The following is a 20,705-nucleotide window of genomic DNA, read 5'->3' as shown; positions in this document are numbered from 1 at the left end:
GTAACTCATTTAATAAGTAAGCGATTTTCGTTTTAAACTTAGGGTGTTTCTAGACTCGCGGTAGGCGAATTCACCCGGAAGGTTTTGTTTTATATCATGCTATCTACAAGCCACTATAAAATTCACATCTCATAGTTTTTTATTCGCATTTAATTATTTATACGGATATTTAAAAGTTAGAACAACATTTACCATATGTAAAAAAACATTACTGTAAGTGGGAAATTTAGAATAAAAAACTAGAAATAAATAACATTTAAGTTTTTAAGCTTACTTTAATCAAAATATTAAAAGCAAACACCAAAAGACCTATGATTTTCAGGTGTATATATTTTATTAATATTAATCAAAATAAGATTATTCATACAGGTAAAGGAAAATTCCCACAGAACTGATAGGAATATTATTGCTTAAATTATCGTAAATTGTTTCATTTTTTTTATGTAAATAATCAAAAAAAATTAATCATTTTTTTGATTTTACAATGAGTTATATGGATTAAATATTCATATTATTGGTAATAAAGAACAATATCATCAATTTTATTTATCAACTTATTAGGAGCGAATGTATCATTTGGCACTGCTACTGATCGCTATTTTAAGGAGAAATCATATTGAATAAGAATGCGTAATTTGTGATCTTACACGTAAAAATGCTGACAGAACCAACTAGGAATAACTTTAGCAATAATATCTTGCGTTCTACGAGGTAAAAAAGGAGGCTACAAATCGAGTTTATTGGCAGACTCCATGAGGGCAGTGCACTGGCACCCTACATAAATAAGCAAAGTGCACTAGCTTAGTACAATAGTGTATCAAATGAATATGCAGAGGCTGCTAAACTCCCCAATCTGCCAAAATCTGCTGCGTTGCTTTGACAGTAATGTGGTTACCCGGAATGGCCAGCTCAGACCAGACCTCATTATGTTGCCCGATAAGCTGCTGGGCAGTGGCATGCTGCCTATTCGCGGTGGTATGGGCATCAGATGCAATGGTCAGGGCATATCCCTTACTGGCAGCAATTTTGACTGTAGTATCAACGCAATAATCAGTGGCACACCCACAGATAGTCAGATGAGTCGCACCCAACTTAGCAATAATATTATCGAGTGAAGTACGATAAAACGAATCACAAGCAGTTTTGTTCACAGAGATCGCACTTTCTGGTTGATGAAGCTCCGGCAGTAATTGCCACAATTCACTCCCCTCTGTCATTTCATCTTCAATATGCTGTATAAAAATAACCTGGTCAGCATGGTCTATCAGTTGATTAATATGGACAATTCGACCAGCTCGATCAAAGCGGGGATGAGCAAAAACGCCATTTTGCATATCAATAACAATAACAACTTTTTCTCTGGTCACAGTGACCCCAAAATTGAAAGTAATGACAGGAGAGGAATAAAACAAGTTTCAACGAAAGAACAGGATAATCAAAGCAATTTCAGCATTAACTGATAAAAATAGTGCATTTACCAATAAAAAATCAGCCACTAAGCTGATTTTTTATTATTTTTGGTAACTTCAGATTGAAGCTAATAAAAGTTATTTCTTCAGATGCAGTGTCGTCATGCAAGTTTGGCTTTCAGCTTGGGTCGCAAAAGGTGATACCGCTTTAAGGCCTTGATAACTGACCTCAATCGTCCCTTGTGTATTACGTGGCAACCACACACCAATAAAACCATTCTGATAACTAGTCAGTTTATCCTGCAAGATAACTTTCCCAGTTTGATCGGTAATTTTCACATCGAATTCTGTATTCGCTAATTCGCCACGACAGCCAGACAAACTGTGGTTAAAACACGGATGGGTTTGGTTGATATAAGGCGCAAATGAGAGATAAAACTTATCACCCAGCGGGAAAGAAAACTGCTGCTGTCCATCCGATAATTTCAACTCAGTCCCCGTGACCGAAGCGGAATATGCCAAAGGGCGTTCTTGTTTGGATTGATCAATTGTCTCGATCATTTGCTCAGTAGTTTTTCCTGATATTCCATGCTGAGCCAAAAATTCTGTTTGAGTTGTCGCGGAGGCAAATTGGCTGAAAGTGATGGCGGCAAAAGCAACAATCGCCAAGCGCGTTGCTGAAGCAAATGTTTTATTCATTATGGTGGGTCCTTTTTCGATAAGCGAAATGTATTTTATAAGATGGGCCATAATCTAAACCCTCCCCTTGGGGGAGGGTCAAAGACAGATTTGAATAGAAAGGTAAACCATTGTATAGAAATGAGTTTTCTTGATCTGCATCAAATTAAAACTGTGATATTCACCACGAAAGGTTTTAATTAATATCAGGGTGTTGAGCAATCAAGTTCTTTCTCTTTTTCTCAAGCTCGGCAATTTGCTGATCAATATCTTCAATATTCTGTTCGATGTGATCATGGTGTTCCTGCAATAACTCTTTGGCTTCGGCTCTATCTGAAGCTGCTGGTGTTGCTCCTTTCAGCGGCATATTCGCCGTTTCCTTCATAAATACCCCAGTCACCAAGCCAATAACCGCCACCACCATCAAATAATAAGCTGGCATAAATAGATTTTGCGTGGTTTCAACCAGCCACGCAGCAACTGTTGGTGTCAAGCCGGCAACCAATACCGAGATATTAAAGGCGATAGCTAATGCGCTGTAGCGAATATGGGTTGGGAACATTGCCGGTAATATGGATGCCATCACACCGGTAAAACAGTTAAGTAAAATGGCCAGAATCAACAAACCACAAAATATCAAACCGATAATGCCGCTGTTAATCAGGATAAAACTAGGAATGGCAAGAACAAACAACCCAATGCTGCCACAAATAACAAAGGGTTTACGGCCAAACCGGTCGCTCATTAATCCCATAACTGGCTGAACAAATAACATGCCGAGCATAATAGCGATAATTATCAATACACCATGATCTTCAGAATAATGCAGGCTGTGAGACAGATAGCTCGGCATATAGGTCAATAGCATGTAATAAGTGACGTTAGTCGCAATCACCATGCCGACACATATAGTCAGATTCTTCCATTGCTTGGTTAATATTTCGCGGAAAGAGACCTTGGGTGGCTGAGCAATATTATGGCGCGAATCATTATCAATTTTATCGACGTGCTGCTGGAAAGTCGGCGTTTCTTCAAGCGCATGGCGCAAATAGATACCAATCAACCCCAATGGGGCCGCCACAAAGAATGGGATACGCCATCCCCATTCAAGAAAACTGGCTTCGCCCACAATACTGGAAATAAGTAGCACCACCCCAGCGCCGAGAACAAAACCGGCAATAGAACCAAAATCCAGCCAACTGCCGAGGAAACCCCGTTTTCTGTCCGGTGAGTACTCAGCAACAAAAATAGCCGCGCCGGTATATTCGCCGCCGACAGAAAAGCCCTGTGCCAATTTGGCTAATAACAGCAATATGGGTGCCCAAATACCAATCGAAGCATAGGATGGGATCAACCCAATACAGAATGTACTGACCGACATAATAATGATGGTGACGGACAAAACTTTTTGCCGCCCATACTTATCACCCAGAGCACCAAAGAATATCCCGCCCAGGGGCCGAACCAAGAAAGGAACGGAAAAGGTCGCCAGTGCGGCGATCATCTGAATGCCGGGGTCAGCGCCGGGGAAAAATACCTGACCCAAGGCGAATGCGACGAAACCATACACACCAAAATCGAACCACTCCATGGCGTTGCCCAACGCCGCTGCGGTGATAGCTTTCTTCAATTTGGTGTCATCAATGATAGTAATATCATTGATTTGCATAGGTTTAACACTTTTTCTTCGTAGTCCCATTTTTTCTTCCTTCTGTGCCCAATAGTCCACTGCATAAAGTATGAAAATGATGACGCGCAGTAATACCCATTAAAATTAAAATTTCGTGAGATGTTTATAAGAATAGTTGTAGAACGAGGAGATGCGTAGGATGCTTCGGCCTGCAATCATTAGATAGATTAACTTATTATCGCCCAAAATTCATGTTTGATAACGATAAAATATTTCAATGAGTGGATTTTAATGCCGTTATTTATTTAAATATCAGGTGGATATGCTGTAACCATTTTCAATTCTATAAATGGGGCTAATACTCCCGTCAAAGCTGGGTTACCGCTCTAATCTTTAAGCACGCGGATAGCAACAAAAGGCGGCTAACAAATACAGGATTTCTATGTATCTGCTAGCCGCCATTGATTAATGCTGCGGGTCTTTATCCGACGGTGGCTTGCGTGTTTTTGTCCATTCCCGTAACCGCTGAATATGCAGATACAATGCCGGAATGAAGAATATGCCGACGGCGGTTGCCATGAGCATGCCACCAAACACAGTAATACCAATGATCTGGCGGCTCATCGCCCCTGCGCCGCTAGCAAACACCAGTGGCATCACGCCAAGAATAAACGAGATTGCCGTCATCATCACCGCACGGAAACGCTGTTTAGCACCGTCTTGTGCCGCCTGAGCAATCGTAGCGCCCTCTTCCCGCCGGGCTTTGGAGAATTCGACAATCAATATCGCATTCTTGGCCGCCAACCCTATCAGTAATACCAACCCGATTTGCGCGTACACATCATTGGCAAAGCCCATCGCGGACAACCCCGCCACCGCGCCGCCCACTGCAAACACCACAGACAGAATGACCACCAGCGGAATACTCCAGCTTTCATACTGGGCGACCAGGAACAGGTAAGCGAACACTAACGCAGCCAGATAAATAAACACCACCTGCCCGCCGGTTTGCTGCTCCTGCCATGACATTCCGCTCCAGCTATAGCTGTAACCTTGCGGTAAATTCTGTGCCAGTAGAGCTTCCATCGCCGCCATTGCCTGGCCCGAGCTGGCTCCATCGGCCGCCGAACCACTGATGGCTACTGAAGGAAACTGATTGAAATTACTGATAAAAGGAGCGCCGACTGAAGGTGTCAAAGTCACCAGATTGGCCAAACTGACCAATGCGCCGTTATCACTGCGTACATTCAGACTATTTATCTGCGCGGTGCGCTGGCGAAAATCCATATCATTCTGTAATTGCACCCGGAACATGCGGTTATTTAAGGTGAAATCACCGGCATTCATCCCCCCAAGAGAGGTTTGCAAAGTCTGGAAAATGCGACTAACCGGCACCTGTAATAACGCGGCACGATCACGATCAATACTCAGATTGGTTTCCGGTACCGAAGCACTGAAAGTGGTAAACACTCGGCTCAGTTTCGGGTCCTGATTGGCGGCAAAAATAATCCCCTGACTGACTTGCGCCAGTTCTTGCGGCGTTTGCCCCAACAGCGCCTGAATACGCAAATCAAATCCCGAAGCGCTACCCAAACCGGCAATCGCCGGTGGATTCACCGCCATGATCATCGCCGATGGGATCGCCGCCAGGTTGGCCTGAATGTTTGCCAAAACCTGATCAATATGTGGGCGTTGCCCCCAAGGTTTAAGCATCACAATCGCAAAACCGGCATTGGGTGAGTTATTGCCACTGAGTAAACTGAAACCGGTAATTTTTATCACATCTTCGACAGCATCATTGGCGGCCACCTGCTGATACATCTGGTCCATGACTGTCTGAGTTCGGTTCAGAGAAGCCCCATCCGGCAATTGTAAGCTGACGAAGAAATAGCCCTGATCCTCCTCCGGCAAGAATGAGGTGGGCAGGCGGGTATAGCCCCACCAAGTTGCAAACCCCACCAACAGCAGCGCGACGATACTAAATACGGCGCGGCTACTGATTCGCCCCGTCAATGAAACATAACCATCACGGGCACTGTCCAGCCCACGGTTAATAGCACCAAATACCCCGGTGCTCGACAACGTGCGGCGCTTAAGTAATAGCGCGCACAGTGCCGGACTTAAAGTTAACGCATTGATACTGGACAAAATAACCGCCGCCGAGAGGGTGACGGCAAACTGCCGATACAGCTCACCCACGATGCCCGGTAAAATGGCAATAGGTACAAATACCGCCATCAGCACCAGCGTGGTAGCAATAATTGGCCCGGCAATCTGGCTCATCGCCTTCTTGGTTGCCTCCGCGGAGGTTAGATTCGGGTCAATCGATAATAAGCGCTCGACGTTTTCGACCACCACAATAGCATCATCGACCACAATGGTTAGCGCCAGAATAATGGCGAATAGACTGAGGGTATTCGCTGAGTAACCAAAGACATACAGCACCGCAAAGGTACCCAGCAGCGAAACCGGAATGGTGAGCGCGACAATAAAGGTCGCCCGCATACTTTGTAAAAACAGATACACCACCGCCAGCACTACAATGAGGGTCAAGGTCAGTGAGAGTGCAATTTCATGCAAGGTCGCCGTGACCGGCAAGGTGGAATCGTAGTTGATTTCATAGGTCAGATCCGGCGGGAAAGAGGCAGATAGGCGGGCCATTTCGTCGCGCACGCCATTTGCCACTTCTAATGCATTGGCACCGGGCACCGGATAAACCACTAAGAATGCTGATTCTGTCTGATTTTGCGCCGCGCTGACTTGATAATTCTGTGCTCCGAGCGCTACGCGGGCAACATCACCCAGCCGAATCATACCGCCCTGTGGATTACTGCGAATAATGACATTAGCAAACTCTTGTGGGTCAGTCAGCCGCCCCTGCCCACTGATGGTCAGGGTTTGTTGTTGATCGGGCAACGACGGCGACGAACCTATCTGCCCGGCAGCCGCCTGTACGTTCTGCTGTTGCAATGCCGCGATGATGTCTTGCACGCTAACATTCAGCGACTCCATGCGTTGTGGATTCAACCAAACACGCATACTGTAATCACGGGCACCAAACACCTGCACATCACCCACACCATTGATACGCGCGATAGCATCACGCAGCTGTATGCTTGTGTAGTTACTGACAAACAGGGCATCATGAGTCTGTTTTGGTGAGAAGACACTCACTCCCAGTAGCAAGTTAGAAGCGCGTTTACGCACTGAAATGCCGTTTTCATTCACTTCAGCTGGGAGCTGGGCGCTCACCTGAGAAATACGGTTTTGCACCTCAACCGCGGCCATATCCGGATCAGTGCCGCTAGCAAAAGTGATGCTCAGTTGGTAGCTGCCGTTATTGCCACTGGTGGATTCCATATACAGCATATTGCTGACACCATTGACCTGCGCTTCCAGCGGGGATGCAATAGCTTGCGCCACATCACGGGCACTCGCCCCCGGATACACCGCACTGACAGAAACAACCGGCGGCGTGATATCCGGATATTGTTCCACCGGAATCACATGCAATGACACCCAACCCACAATGGTGATCACCAACGCAATAACAATGGCGAACTTGGGACGACGGATAAAGAAATGCAGCATCTGTCCTTCTCCTTAGTTCGCAGTCAGCGGCGGTGCAACACTGGCGCTCACTGTCATGCCAGGCCGGACATGCTGTAGCCCCGACACAATGACCCGCTCGCCCACTTTCAGTCCCTCTTTCACTTCATATTGCTGTTCAAACTGCTCGCCTAGAGTGACGGGCCGCACTTCCACCTGATCTTTATCTGTTACCACCAACACAAAATGGCCCTGCTTATTCTGTTGCAATGCGGCAATCGGAATAGCCGCGACGGCTTTTGCTGTTTCTGCGGCCAAAGACACATTCACCACCCCGCCGGGCAGCAATAAATGTCGTGGGTTATCAAAACGAGTTCGAATAGTCACGGTGCCGGTCTGTTTATCAATTTGATTATCAATAGATTCAAAGACGCCGCTTTCCGGATATTGCTTGCCATTCGCCAGTTGAATGCGAGGAGTAAAATGCTTAAATGCCAGTGCGCTGTTTTCACTCGCGGATGCACCACTTGCTGCGGATAATTGATAGGTGGCGGTGATGTAATCTCTTTCATTAACAGCAATAGCGACCCGAATAGGATCGAGCTGCACAATACTGACCAACGTACCACTGGCCGGGTTAATCAAACTGCCGACGTTAAAGCGACTGTGACCAATTTGGCCGGTGATCGGGGCATAAATGCGAGTAAAACCGAGTTGTAGTTGCTGAATTTGGAGGTTTGCTTGCGCCTGAGCCACTGCCGCCCGGCTGATATCCCGCTGCGCCTGTGCTTCATCGACTTCCGCCTGACTTACCGAGCGGTTATTACCCAAACGCTGCAAACGGGTGAGAGTCACCTGCGCATGGTTGGCACTGGCGGTAGCGCTATCTAATTGCGCCTGTGCTTGAGTGACGGATGCTTGATGTAAGACCGGATCAATTTCATACAATAAATCCCCCTGCTTAACCATCTGCCCTTCGGTAAACAATCTGGCGGCAATAAACCCTTCTGTGCGGGTTGTTACATCCACGGCCTGAATGGCTTCCACCCGGCCGAGAAACTGCAACGCAGTATTTGGGGTAGCAGAGGCCACTACCGCGACAGTCACCGCCGGTAAAGGTGCTGCTGCCACGGCGCTATGTGTGCTGATACCCAGCATTAACACAAAAGCATATATGGGTAGAGAAGATAGCCGAGCACATAGGATTCGCTGCGCGTTAACCATTATCGCGTTGCGAACCAAATTCAGTGTAGACATGGTCATTTATTCCTTACTCTCGGCGGGCAATTAGTGTGGGTACGGGGTAAATAAACTTAGCGTGATTAATAATAATCTTAAGTCACTTTAACGTCTTGCGACAAAAATTCATATTGCAGACTAAAACCTGAATAACAATCATTCTGGCGCTGTACAAACAATCCTCCCAGCGCTCAGCGAAACACTTGAGACTCATTGTCCATGAAGGATAGATAGTCAGTTTGGTTTTATTTCTATTCTTTTTTAATGAAAAAACCGCAGAAAAACATCATATTATTCTAAGCTAAAATAATAACTCGGCGGAGTTATACTAGTTTATATTACCTTAGCGTCCTTACTTTCTGCTGATTAGACAAATGTTTTTCTCAGCGCGCCCAATCTATTTCTCAGTGAGGAAAGATGGCAAACAAGGGTTGCCCATGGATGGCCGGAGTAATCAGTGCAGCCAACACCGCTGCAATTTGAAAGATGATGATGGGTATAAGGGAATTCACTATGACAAACTCCACCCCACCTGAATCGGGGGCCAGAGGGGAAAATGTTTTCTTTGCCAAACGGGCTTTACGGACTATGGTTTTGCTCGTTGGAGCAATCATTATTATTGCCGCTGCGGGCATTATCTATCTTGCTACACAATTAAATGAACAAGCCGAATCCAATAGCCGTTTTCTGCTGGAAAAAGCATGGGAAACGCGCCAAAAATCTATCAAAACCAGAATAAAAGATAATGCTTATTGGGGCGATGCCTATGAACACTTACATGTCACCGTCGATCCTGACTGGGCCTTTGTTAGCCAAAATCTGGGGCCATCGCTTTACAAAAACTTTGGCTATGAAGGTGTTTTTGTCATTGATGGACAAGGGAAAACCCGTTATTCCGTCATCAATGGGCAGTTGGTGAATATCGATCTACAAGACTGGCTCGGCGAAAATATTACGCCGTTTATTGATTCGGTACGCCGTCAGGCCGAAAAACAAGATGCCGCCACGAAAATCATCAATATTGCTGGAGTACCTGCCATTGTTGCGGCGGCGGTATTAACCACCGGCAATGACCCACGGATTAAACCCGTGGCTGGCCCACCGTCTGTTCTGGTCTTCACCAATATACTGACCCAAACCGAACTGAATGTGTTGGGCGAAAATTATGGTATTCACCACCTCCGCACGGCCTTGGATAAAAAAGATGCTGCTTCCAGCCCCTCAATACAGTTATCGTCAAAAGAATTAGCGCCAAATGACAACAGTGTAGTGACGCTGTACTGGAACCAACATATGCCCGGCGCGCAACTGCTCAATATATTACTGCCCTTACTGGCGTTAATTGCCCTTATTCTCTGGCTGAGTGGCTGGTGGATTCTACGGCGCGCGCTGTCGGAAGCGCACATTGCCGATGAAAATAAAGTGGCATTAATTGCCAGCGAAGAGCGCTTTCGTCACATGGCGGAAGCCGCCACCGATTGGCTATGGGAAACAGATGCCAACCTGCGCATCACCTATCTCTCCCAGCGATTTACCACTATTACCGGGCTCAGTGTCGAGCGCTGGTTAGGCCGTAATCTCGACTCCTTGCTCAATTGTGACCATATTCCGCTACGATCCTGGCTGCAATACACGCATTTAACAGAATCCCGCAATGAGCTGCAATGCACGTATTTCTCAGCCAAAGGTGACAAACGTATTTGCCGTGTTTATGCCAAACCCATCATCAAAAATGATGAAAACATTGGTTTTCGTGGCACTGTTTCTGACATCACCCAAGAGATAGAAGCACAAGAGCGAATTCAGCATCTTTCTCTGCATGACTCGCTGACCGGTTTACCCAACCGTATGAGAATGAAAGAATTTCTGGAAAGTAAGCTGCGTAATTTAACCGCTGCACCGCATCCGTTGGTGATCCTCAATGTTGATTTGGATAAATTTAAACCCGTTAACGATACCTTTGGCCATATGGCGGGTGACCAGGTGCTCCATCAAGTATCTGAACGGCTGAGAAGTTGTTTGCGCGATCAGGATTTAGTGGCTCGTCAAGGGGGAGATGAATTCATCCTAATTATTACCGGGCTTTCTTCAATCAAAGAAATTGAAGACCTCTGCACGCGCGTTATTGACCGCATTGAAAGCCCATATATTATTAATGATCAGGATATTTTTATCAGCGCCAGCATCGGTATTGCGCTAGCGCCACAGGACTCCATGCAAGCCGAGGAGCTGTTGCGCTTCGCAGATATTGCGATGTATGAAGCCAAAAATAGTGGCCGCAACCGCTGGAGTTTTTATTCCAGTGAAATGAATGACCGCCTAATGCAACGCAGCGAGTTAGAGCGTTTCTTGCGCCAAGCTATTAAACACAATGAATTCAACCTTTACTATCAGCCGCGCTATCGTATTGCAGGAACCAAACTTACAGGTGCCGAAGCGCTGGTGCGCTGGAACCACCCGGTGTTGGGGCTGCTGATGCCAGATCAATTTATTGCTTTGGCAGAAGAGACCGGCCTTATTACCGCCATCAGCGATTGGACGATGCTTCAAGCCTGTCAGGATGCAGCTACATGGCCCGCCTCACTGATTGTTTCAGTCAATATATCTGCCATTGAATTCCGCAGCCAACATCTTATTGAGCGAGTGCGACAAGTTTTGCGGCAGACCGGGTTACCGAGCCACCGGCTGGAGTTAGAAATCACTGAGCGGATAATGATTGAAGATGCAGATGGCGCCTTTAAAACCATGACCGCATTGAAAGCCTTGGGCGTGCGTTTATCAATGGATGATTTTGGGACTGGATATTCCTCACTGAATTATCTGCGCCGCTTCCCATTCGATGGTTTGAAAATTGATAAGAGCTTTATTGATGAGCTGACGCAGTCCCGTGAAGGGCAATCAATTGTCGAGGGAATTATTAACCTCGGCCACGCGCTCTCTATGACCGTGACCGCCGAAGGCGTTGAAACCACAGAACAACTTGAGCATCTACAAGCGTTAATGTGCGATGAAGCCCAAGGTTATCTTCTGGGTAAGCCAATGAAATTAAATGAATTATTAAATATTACTCATCAAACAGATAATGATAAATAAAACATCAAGAAAAATGGCTCAGCCTCTGGATAAATGACTTACAAAGGCTGAGCCGCAGCAGTTTTACTGAGTGGGTTGGCTTTTTAATTTGAAGTTAACAATATCGTAAACCAAACCATCTATTGTACTTTTGACTTGTTCTGCAGAAATCGGTACGCCGCTGTTACTGACATCCTTACCATAAGCTTTGCGTACGACGACAATAACGGGTTTGCCGGTATTAGAATCAATAACCTGTAATTCCAAATAAAGCGCAGTATGTTGGGTGCGGTTACCGGTCGCCGCCATAGTTCCGGCAATAACAGCGGCTATTGGAATCATCTCATAGACTTGAATATCTTTATCTTCCGCAGAAACTGCGGTAATTGCACCTCGTACAATCAAAATATTGTGTTTTTTCGGTGAATTGACTAGCGGTAATTGTTGGCTAACGGCCTGTTTAAGCCTTTTATTCGCGTAAGCTAATATTTCATCTAATGTTTTCTGACTTACTCGTTGAGTTGGGCTTGATCTTGGATAATAGACCAACGGCGTATAATAAATGCCAGTGTATTTATCAACATTGAAATCGGGTGAAACCCAACGCAATACTTTCTGGCCACTTGCGGATTCAGATTCTTGTAACTTACTGTAATCACCAAGAAAACCAGAGTACTGCGCACTGGTTGTGACCTTTGAGGCGCATCCTGCCATTAATATCCCGACGGCAAACAGCGCCGCTATCTTATAACTGTTCAGAATGGCCATTATATTTTCCTATATGTTCATTAGGGAACTAAAAAAACAGAGATGTGGAAATAGACCGGGAAGACAAAAGAGTCAGAATGTCCTCTATTTAAATGTTAAACCATGGCAAAATATTTGCTGAATATAAATTCAAAAATTAAAAGCCCCCGCAGAGGCTGATCATTAAATTTAATCTGAGAATAAAATCTTGGCAGGATAGAGAGAAGATCGGGCAAGAGTTAAGACACCAGAGTCTCCAATTGATAAAGGCCATCAAGAAATGCGGGAATAAAACTCCCCGGCCCAGCGACGCGTTGAGATACCTGCCCGCCGACTTGCGACATAATTCGGCAAGCGGTAGCAACATGGTGCAAACGATCCCCGTCTAGCGCACAAAATGCCGCCACCACCGCAGACAGCGCACAACCAGTGCCCACCACCCGGGTCATCAGCTTATCACCGCCAGCCACGGCAAAATCGCGTTGACCATCAGTGACATAATCTACCTCACCGGTTACGGCAACCACCGTCTGGGCCTGTCGGGCCAATTGGCGAGCAGCAGGTAAAGCTGCCAGCGACGTATCCACACTATCCACTCCGCGCCCCATGGTCGCCATACCACTCAATGCCATGATCTCCGAGGCGTTTCCACGTATAGCCGCAGGTTTTAGTGTGAGTAAATGGCGGGCGAAATCAGTACGATATGCCAGCCCGCCCACCGCAACGGGGTCCAGCACCCAGGGTGTTCCCGCTTGATTAGCCGCGATTACCGCGCTCAACATGGACTCTGCTCGCGCCCGATGCAGCGTTCCAATATTAATAAGCAAACTGTTCGCCATAGCACTGAATTGCGCGGTTTCTTCCGGCTCTACCACCATGGCGGGGAAAGCCCCCAGAGCGAGCAACACATTAGCGGTAAATGACTGCACCACTTCATTGGTCAGACAATGCACCAATGGCGGCGTGGCACGGAATTGATGCCAACTGGCGGTAGCCCGTGCATCTGGGAAAAGAGTGGGTGAAATAGAGGTGTCAGTGTGGATGGTATTCATAGTGTCCCCTCACCGGCGAACAGGAAGGGGAGGCCTTGTTTAAGGCACCGCAACTTCCCTCCGCTGGCATAATCCAGATCAGGTCATACGGGTCTTATCTCAGCCACACCAGATTAAACGGTGGGCACCCCGAGTCAACGAACTTCATTATTAACACGTTAACCCATATTCATCACTCAGAATGATACAATTTTGCTGAATATAGTTTTAATTGCTCGCATTATCATGTTGATAGAATAAAACCTCATATTCTCAATGGGATAACTCAAAAACCATTAGCGAATTTTTAGTATTTTTATCCTCAAACTTGGCCTATCTTAGGGAGCATTATTCTGCCTTTTAATGGTGATTCTGATGCCAAATTCTGCTTTATCCCCGCTAATGCCCGCATTTGAGCACCATCAGACTCATCTTTCTCTTACCTCGCCACAAATACAGCTATCTTGTGGCAAATGGCTGCCGCCCAATGCTGAGTGGATGCCAGAACCCTTGTGGCAAGGTATTAAGCTGATTCTGGTGCTGCGCGGCTCATTGCAATGCCGCCTGGAAAATCAGGAAAACATCACCATCAGCAGCCCAACACTCTGTGTGATTGCCAATCATGAAGAAAATATCAGCCACCAGCGTTTTACCCCCGACACTTCAATGCATTATGCCAGTGTGCGTTTAGATGCCGAGATGCTCGACTCCCTCGAAATATCTGACCTGCCGCTATTGCAGCGGGCAACTCAGCACGGGCCACAGTTATTGTGCCAGCCCGCCAGTAAACCGATGCAGGCGCTGGTGCAACAAATGATAACCAACCCACTGCAAGGGAAATTCCGCGATTTGTATCTGGCAGGTAAAGCATTGGAACTCAGCGCTTTTGCACTGGAGCAGCTACAGGGACAGCACACGCCCACTAACCCACCGCGCCTTAATCAGGCGGATATTGAGCGCATCCATCAGGCCCGCGAATTACTGGCCGCCGACCTGGCTAATGCCCCAACACTCTATCAATTGGCCCGTCAAGTGGGGTTAAACGTGCGCAAGTTGAATCATGGTTTTAAAATGTTACTGGGCTGCACCGTCGCCGCCTGCTTACAAGAGCTGCGCTTGCAACAAGGCTACCGTCTGCTGGTCAGCGGCGACTGCCCAATAGCTAATGTGGCCTGGTCGGTAGGCTATACCCCAGCTCACTTCTCAACCGCATTTCGTAAACGTTTTGGTTTGTCGCCTCACACACTGCGCCAATAATTCAGTCTCTTTTCATTAAGTTATATTTTATCTAAAACAATAGTCGCAGAAATTAAAGTGACTGCGCTGTGGCTTGAATACAAATGAGATACATTCCCATTTTTGGGAAATGACCTCTAGGAAAGCCACATTATGACGTCCCATTTACGCCATTTACTACCACCAGCGGCATTCATTGCTTTATGCTTCCCGGCCCTGAGCCAGGCTGACAGCGATAAAAAAGCGGCAGCAGATACGCTTATCGTGACCGCCAAACAGGCTGAATCCCCCACTGGGCCGGTCAACGGTTATATTGCGACCCGCAGCAGCACCGCCACCAAAACCGATACCCCGCTGATTGAAACGCCGCAAGCTATCTCAGTGGTCAGCCGGGCTGAGATAACGGCCCATAATGCCCAATCCGTGGCCGAAGCCTTGCGCTATACCTCGGGAATATTGCAAACCAATGGGGCTGCATCGCAGCGTTTTGATAGCCTGAATATCCGTGGTTTTGATATTTCTAGCACCGGTATGTTGCGCGACGGTTTGCGCAGCACCACCGCCCAAGCCTGGCCGAAAGCCGAGCCTTATGGCTTAGAGCGGATTGAAGTGTTGCGCGGCCCGTCATCGGTGCTGTATGGGCAAAATTAAACCGCTTTCATCGCGGCGATTTAGAAAAGCGGGTGCTGCGCGAGAGTGAGCGACTAGAGCCGGTTATCGCCCATTATTTGGTGGATATCATCGCCGGTTTGTTATTGCCACTGGTGCTGTTGAGTGTGCTGTTTTGGGTAGATTGGCGGCTGGCGCTGGTGGCATTAATCCCGCTGCCGCTGGCGATATTGCTGCAAAAACGCATTATGGCGGGCTATAGCGACCGGCAACGGGATTTTAATCAGAGTGTTACCCGCACCGATAACGCCATGCTGGAGTTCCTCAATGCACTGCCGGTGATGAAAGCATTTCGGCGCGATGCCGAGAGCTTCCAGCAATTGGAGCGCGCACTGGAAAATCAATTATCATTGGTGGCAAAAGTCACTGGGCGGATGATTATCGGCTGGACAGCATTTGTCACCGTCAGCCAATCTTCGCTGATATTGGTGCTGCCCGCTGCGGCTTTCTTGTGGCTCCACCAGCAGTTGGCTTTGCCGGAATTTGCTCTGGCACTGATGCTCAGTTGCGGCTTGCTACGCCCGTGGCTGCGGCTATCTCAGCTGCATCATGCGCTAGCGGAGGCCTTTATTGCCTTGGAACAGCTGATCCCGCTGTTCGGCTCCCCCGCCCATCATGCTCCCTCTCTCACCATTGACGCAGCGCCGGTTTTACAGGCCGATGACGTGAGTTTGTATCATGCCAACCGCCCAGTGTTATCCCCGCTCTCCGCCACCTTTGAAGCGGGAAAAAGTTATGCTTTGGTCGGGCCATCAGGGGCCGGTAAATCAAGTTTACTGAATGTCCTGAGCGGCAGTATTCAGGCGGATACAGGCCGGGTGCGACTGGGCGGGCAGTGTTTGATGGATTTCAGTGAAAACCAGCGGGCAACCCTACTCATAATGGTGACGCAAAATAACCTGTTATTGCGCATGAGTTTGCGGCAAAACCTGTTGTTGGCCGCGCGGCCGGTTACCGATTCGTTATTCGAGCAAGTGCTGGCACTGACCGGGCTGAAGCCGATTATCGCGCAGTTACCCCACGGGCTGGACACCTTAATTGGTGATGCAGCGCGCCAATTCAGCGGCGGTGAACGCCAGCGGATTGCCATCGCCCGTGGATTATTTGCCCAGACCCCGATTCTACTGCTGGATGAAGCCAGTTCACACCTCGATTCCCCGTCCGAACAGCGCTTGATGCAAGGGATCCGCCAACTTTTTCCCCAGCAAACGCTAATTTTTGTCACTCACCGTCTGGGGCAAGCACAGCTTGCTGACCACATTATGGTGCTGGAACAGGGGCAAATCTGCGCTCAAGGTCATCACTTCGCATTGATGGACAGTTGCCCTCTGTATCAAACCTTAAATCGGCACTATCAGTCAGAAGAGCAACAGTCAGAGGAACAGCCATGACGGAACTGTGGAAACTGTTACATCGCACCCACGAATCCCCGCGCCCATTAATATTAGCGCTGGTACTGCGGGTGGTTGAGCAACTCTTGAATATTCTGCCGTGGGTGGCAGTGTTTGCTACCTTGTGGCTAATGCAGCAGTCACAACTGACGCCAACTTATATCGCCGCGCTGCTGGTGGGGTTGCTGGTGATATTGTTGCTGCGCTTTACTATCGCGCAGTTCGGCCAGCGGCGTAATTACCTCGCCAGTTACCGCCTGACCACCGCCCTAACCCGTACGTTGACTCGCCATTTACGTCAACAGCCGTTGGGGGAACTCAGCCGCCATCGGCTGGGGGAACTGACCACATTGATGACGCGCGACCTGCATCAGTTTGAATTTGTGCTCTCCCACGTGGTTTCCGAGGTGGTGGCGATTATCACCATCCCGTGTTTGGCGCTGTTAAGCCTCTATTTTATCGATTGGCGGCTGGCATTGTGTCTGACCTTGCCACTGCCCGTTATCTGGCTGCTACAACAGCATTTTCACCGCTGGCTAATGCAGCGCGCCCAGCACGACACTGCAATTCGCACCGAAAGCAGCGCCCAAGTGCTGGAGTATTTAGCCGCCTTACCGACCCTAAAACTGTTTAATCGCTGTGATGTTTTGCGCCTGCCGCTGAAGCAGCAATTGCGCCAACAGCGCGACAGCGGGCTGGGGGTAGAAGCGGCGGCTGGGGTGATTGTGCAACTCAGCTGCTTTTTACTGGAATGTGGCATGATGTTGTTGCTGTTATTTAGTGCGCTCTGGTTGCAGCCGCAAGCATTGGCGAGCACTCAATGGCTGTTCTTTATCATTGCTACCGCCGCGATTATTCAGCCGCTACTGGGGTTGAGCACTTTTGCTATGTTATTGAAAATCATGAGTGCCTCCGCCGCTAAACTCAATCAGCTACTGGACAAACCGCTGCAACCGGCACAGGGCAGTGCACCGCAGAACATGGACATCGTATTTGATAATGTGACCTTCAGTTATGGGGCAGAGCCGCTGCTGCAAAACATCAGCTTCAGCGTACCGGCAGGCCAGACGACCGCGATTGTCGGCGCATCCGGTGTAGGGAAAAGTACCTTACTGGCACTGGCGGCCAACTTCTATCCCCCGCAACAAGGCGAAGTGCGGTTGGGCGGGTTAACTTTGGATGAAATAGGCACGGATAATCTGTATGACCGGCTGGCTTTTGTCATGCAGGATGTGCAATTGTTCGATGGCACGCTCGGCGATAATCTGCGGCTAGCGGCACCGCAGGCCAGTGAGCACCAGTTGGACGCTATTTGCCAACAGGCCGGATTACAGGACTTGCTGGCGCGATTACCGGAAGGGTTAAACACTCGGGTTGGGGAAAATGCCGGTTGGCTGTCTGGCGGTGAACGTCAGCGCTTGAGTCTGGCGCGGGCGCTATTGAAAAATGCTCCGCTGCTATTGCTGGATGAAGCCACCGCCGCCATTGATCGCGTCAATGAGCGGCAGCTCCTACAGACACTTCGCCAGCACTATCGCCATAAAACAGTGTTAGCAGTGGCCCACCGGCTGGATACTCTGATGGACGCCGATAACATTGTGGTGATTGAGCAGGGCCGCGTCAGTCAGCAAGGCAACCATACGCAATTACTCGCGACTTGCCCGCATTATCAACAACTTTGGCACAGCGCAGTGCGCCAATAGTTAGCCACGCGCAGCCGCAATCACCGCCTGCCCTAGCGCCAGGCCGCCATCACCGGCGGGCAGGCGCTGGGGCATCAATAATTTGAAGTCATGCAATTGCTCGCGGAGTAATTGGCGCAGCAGTCGGTTATGCAGCACTCCGCCAGAAAAGGCAATAGTATCAACGGCAAAACGCTGTGCCGCTTGTCGAGCCAAGGTGGCAAAGCCCTGCGCCAGCGCAAAGTGGAAAGCATAAGCGCGCTCAGCGGGTGCGGCATCAAAAGCCAGCCATTGCCGCCAGAAGGTGCCCAAATCCAATTGATTGTCGCGCAGTGGCATAGTGACGGGCGGGACTGTTCGGGAACTTTGCCATGCCAGCGCTTCCAGTAAACACGCGGCTTCCCCCTCCCAACTGATGGTCGGTGAAACAATATTCAGCGCCGCCGCCACCGCATCAAATAGCCGCCCTGCTGATGAAGCCAGTGGCGCATTAATGTCACGCGCAATCGCCCGCGCCAGCACTTCCCCTTGTGGCGATGGGATAGCCGCAGCTTCAGGTAGGTTTTGCCAATCCGGCACAAAGCGCTGAAATTGCGCCAGTAAATTGCGCCACGGCTGACGAGAAGCCAGATCCCCGCCGGGTAAGGCCACCGCAGGCAAACCGCCCACATATTCACAATTCACATAATCAACCAGCAGACATTCTCCGCCCCATAAGTGACCATCAGCGCCATACCCCAGCCCATCCAGCGCCAAACCTATAACCGCCCCCCCCCTGACGCGGCCAGCCGTGCTCTGCCAGACAAGCCGCCAGATGCGCATGATGATGTAGCACGGCGATACAGGGAATATTCTGTTGCGCGGCCCACTCTTTGCCAAATTGGTGGCTGACATAACCGGGGTGCGCATCTACGACTATCGCCTGCGGGGTAAAATGATAAATATCGCAAAACAGCGCTAATAATTGCTGCTGTTGCTGCGCAATATCGCGGTCCTCCAGATCACCCAAATGCTGACTCAGCACCGCATTGCGGTCTCGCAGCAAGCAGAAGGTGTTTTTCATATCGGCCCCCAGCGCCAGAATGGCCGGTTGCTGGCTAAACCCCGGCGGCAACTCGAAAGCATCCGGCACATAGCCCCGAGCCCGGCGCAGCATTTCGGCCCCATCTGGGGTAAGGCGCACTAGCGAGTCGTCGGCGCGCTGCACAATTTCTCTGTCGTGCAATAGCCAGTGATCGGCAATCTCACTCAGGGCACTTAGGGCCTGTTGATTACTTAAAGCGGGCGGTTTGCCGCTGCCGTTGCCGGAAGTCATCACTAACGGGCGCGCTACCTGTTGCAGCAGCAAATGTTGCAGCGGGTTAGCGGGTAGCATAATGCCGATTTCGGGTAACTCTGGCGCGACTGCCGCACAAAGTGGGCCTTCCGGCCGCTTTGCCACCAACACAATCGGGGCGGCCGAACTGCGTAATAAGCGGAATAAAGCATCATTATCAGCGGCTTGCACACAGCTGTTCAGCCAGCCAGCATCCGGTAACATCACCGCCAACGGTTTGGTGGGGCGGTGTTTGCGTTCACGCAAACGGGCTACTGCGGCGGCATTGGTAGCATCGACGGCCAGATGGAACCCGCCCAGCCCTTTGACGGCAACAATTTCGCCCGCCAACAGCGCAGCGGCGGCTTGCTCAAGCGCGGAGAAACCGTGCGCCACGGCCTGCCCATTTGCGGCAGCCAACCACAGTTGCGGGCCACAATCTGCGCAAGCATTGGGCTGAGCATGAAAACGGCGGTCTGCGGGATGGTCATATTCGGCCTGACACGCCGCGCACAGCGGGAACTTGCCCATGGCGGTATCGGGCCGGTCATACGGCATGCGGTGGATAATGGTAAAACGCGGGCCACAATGGGTGCAGTTGATAAAAGGGTAGCGATAGCGGCGATTGGCCGGGTCATTCATTTCATTCAGGCAAGCATCACAGGTCGCGGCATCCGGTACAATTTGAGTGTCCATCTGCCCCGCCCCGCTGTGATGAATCACAAACTCCAGCGGCGGCTGTTGCCAGTGATAGGGCGCGGTATCAATGCTGTCAATGCGCGCCAATGGCGGGCAATCTTGCGGCAAGGCTTGTAAAAAATCTACCGCTGCGGGGGCTTGCCACAAGTGAACCGTCACGCCCGCGCTGTCATTACTGACATCACCGTGTAGCCCAAAACGATGAGCAAGTTGCCAGACATAGGGGCGAAACCCCACCCCCTGCACTTTACCTTTTATCCGCAGGCACAGGCCGTTTATCTCCACAGAAACTCCTTAGCATATTCGGCACATTTCCCCACTTATCAACCAGTTAATCACCGGTAGCTGCAAGGCCACA

Annotated in this window: 12 protein-coding genes, 1 pseudogene and 1 riboswitch; of the genes and pseudogenes, 5 read left to right on the top strand and 8 right to left on the bottom strand. The window is 49.3% G+C overall.

Features of this window, described 5'->3' with window-relative positions:
* Nucleotides 1-839 precede the first annotated feature (839 nt).
* The 5 genes from DX162_RS09380 to DX162_RS09360 form a co-directional block, all read right to left on the bottom strand.
* Nucleotides 840-1,367 carry an isochorismatase family protein gene (locus DX162_RS09380; protein ID WP_032819558.1) on the bottom strand — a complete coding sequence of 176 codons (528 nt, stop codon included), beginning with the start codon at nt 1,365-1,367 and terminating at the stop codon, nt 840-842.
* Nucleotides 1,368-1,547: 180 nt separating this feature from the next.
* The gene (cueP, locus tag DX162_RS09375) at nt 1,548-2,108 is read right to left on the bottom strand and encodes a copper-binding periplasmic metallochaperone CueP (protein WP_004389943.1); all 561 of its coding nucleotides are present in this window, start codon (nt 2,106-2,108) and stop codon (nt 1,548-1,550) included.
* Between the two features lie 175 nt (nt 2,109-2,283).
* A complete protein-coding gene (gene proP, locus DX162_RS09370; RefSeq protein WP_032819559.1) occupies nt 2,284-3,786 on the bottom strand; it encodes a glycine betaine/L-proline transporter ProP in 1,503 nt (500 codons plus the stop codon).
* 396 nt (nt 3,787-4,182) lie between these two features.
* Nucleotides 4,183-7,308 carry an efflux RND transporter permease subunit gene (locus DX162_RS09365; RefSeq protein WP_004389945.1) on the bottom strand — a complete coding sequence of 1,042 codons (3,126 nt, stop codon included), beginning with the start codon at nt 7,306-7,308 and terminating at the stop codon, nt 4,183-4,185.
* Between the two features lie 12 nt (nt 7,309-7,320).
* Nucleotides 7,321-8,490, bottom strand: coding sequence for an efflux RND transporter periplasmic adaptor subunit (locus tag DX162_RS09360; RefSeq protein WP_227744217.1), 1,170 nt, complete (start codon nt 8,488-8,490; stop codon nt 7,321-7,323).
* Nucleotides 8,491-9,018: 528 nt separating this feature from the next.
* Here DX162_RS09360 and DX162_RS09355 point away from each other — a divergent pair.
* Nucleotides 9,019-11,598, top strand: coding sequence for a bifunctional diguanylate cyclase/phosphodiesterase (locus tag DX162_RS09355; protein ID WP_032819561.1), 2,580 nt, complete (start codon nt 9,019-9,021; stop codon nt 11,596-11,598).
* Nucleotides 11,599-11,661: 63 nt separating this feature from the next.
* On the opposite strand, the gene DX162_RS09350 is transcribed toward DX162_RS09355, so the two are convergent.
* Both DX162_RS09350 and thiM read right to left on the bottom strand, forming a co-directional pair.
* A complete protein-coding gene (locus DX162_RS09350) occupies nt 11,662-12,345 on the bottom strand; it encodes a DUF3313 domain-containing protein (protein ID WP_004389950.1) in 684 nt (227 codons plus the stop codon).
* A 218-nt stretch (nt 12,346-12,563) separates the two neighbouring features.
* Nucleotides 12,564-13,376: a hydroxyethylthiazole kinase gene (gene thiM / locus DX162_RS09345; protein ID WP_004389952.1), complete on the bottom strand. Its 813-nt coding sequence runs from the start codon at nt 13,374-13,376 to the stop codon at nt 12,564-12,566.
* A 38-nt stretch (nt 13,377-13,414) separates the two neighbouring features.
* Nucleotides 13,415-13,518, bottom strand: a riboswitch (TPP riboswitch).
* 212 nt (nt 13,519-13,730) lie between these two features.
* On the opposite strand from thiM, the gene DX162_RS09340 reads away from it, so the two are divergent.
* The 4 genes from DX162_RS09340 (at nt 13,731) to DX162_RS09325 (ending at nt 18,354) form a co-directional block, all read left to right on the top strand.
* Entirely contained in the window at nt 13,731-14,612 is an 882-nt protein-coding gene (locus DX162_RS09340; protein WP_157132442.1) for a helix-turn-helix domain-containing protein, read from the top strand.
* 132 nt (nt 14,613-14,744) lie between these two features.
* Nucleotides 14,745-15,242 carry a TonB-dependent receptor plug domain-containing protein gene (locus tag DX162_RS09335; protein WP_004389956.1) on the top strand — a complete coding sequence of 166 codons (498 nt, stop codon included), beginning with the start codon at nt 14,745-14,747 and terminating at the stop codon, nt 15,240-15,242.
* Nucleotides 15,218-16,651 carry an ATP-binding cassette domain-containing protein gene (locus tag DX162_RS09330; protein ID WP_227744216.1) on the top strand — a complete coding sequence of 478 codons (1,434 nt, stop codon included), beginning with the start codon at nt 15,218-15,220 and terminating at the stop codon, nt 16,649-16,651. Before DX162_RS09335 ends, DX162_RS09330 begins: the two co-directional genes overlap by 25 nt.
* On the top strand, nt 16,648-18,354 hold the full coding sequence (locus tag DX162_RS09325) for an ABC transporter ATP-binding protein (protein WP_032819562.1): 1,707 nt from the start codon (nt 16,648-16,650) through the stop codon (nt 18,352-18,354). The genes DX162_RS09330 and DX162_RS09325 overlap by 4 nt, the downstream gene beginning before the upstream one ends.
* Here DX162_RS09325 and hypF read toward each other — a convergent pair.
* Nucleotides 18,355-20,632, bottom strand: a pseudogene (gene hypF / locus DX162_RS09320) (carbamoyltransferase HypF).
* Between the last annotated feature and the right edge of the window lie 73 nt (nt 20,633-20,705).

Source organism: Yersinia kristensenii (assembly GCF_900460525.1).
Lineage (GTDB): Bacteria > Pseudomonadota > Gammaproteobacteria > Enterobacterales > Enterobacteriaceae > Yersinia > Yersinia kristensenii.
The sequence above is the reverse complement of the archived record's forward strand: the minus strand, read 5'-3'. Positions and strand labels throughout refer to the sequence as shown.

Excerpts from the sequence above, each read along its gene's own strand:
- cueP (WP_004389943.1), bottom strand. The coding sequence starts at position 2,108 with ATGAATAAAACATTTGCTTCAGCAACGCGCTTGGCGATTGTTGCTTTT.
- proP (WP_032819559.1), bottom strand. The coding sequence starts at position 3,786 with ATGGGACTACGAAGAAAAAGTGTTAAACCTATGCAAATCAATGATATT.
- DX162_RS09365 (WP_004389945.1), bottom strand. The coding sequence starts at position 7,308 with ATGCTGCATTTCTTTATCCGTCGTCCCAAGTTCGCCATTGTTATTGCG.
- DX162_RS09360 (WP_227744217.1), bottom strand. The coding sequence starts at position 8,490 with ATGGTTAACGCGCAGCGAATCCTATGTGCTCGGCTATCTTCTCTACCC.
- DX162_RS09355 (WP_032819561.1), top strand. The coding sequence starts at position 9,019 with ATGACAAACTCCACCCCACCTGAATCGGGGGCCAGAGGGGAAAATGTT.
- DX162_RS09350 (WP_004389950.1), bottom strand. The coding sequence starts at position 12,345 with ATGGCCATTCTGAACAGTTATAAGATAGCGGCGCTGTTTGCCGTCGGG.
- thiM (WP_004389952.1), bottom strand. The coding sequence starts at position 13,376 with ATGAATACCATCCACACTGACACCTCTATTTCACCCACTCTTTTCCCA.
- DX162_RS09340 (WP_157132442.1), top strand. The coding sequence starts at position 13,731 with ATGCCAAATTCTGCTTTATCCCCGCTAATGCCCGCATTTGAGCACCAT.
- DX162_RS09335 (WP_004389956.1), top strand. The coding sequence starts at position 14,745 with ATGACGTCCCATTTACGCCATTTACTACCACCAGCGGCATTCATTGCT.
- DX162_RS09325 (WP_032819562.1), top strand. The coding sequence starts at position 16,648 with ATGACGGAACTGTGGAAACTGTTACATCGCACCCACGAATCCCCGCGC.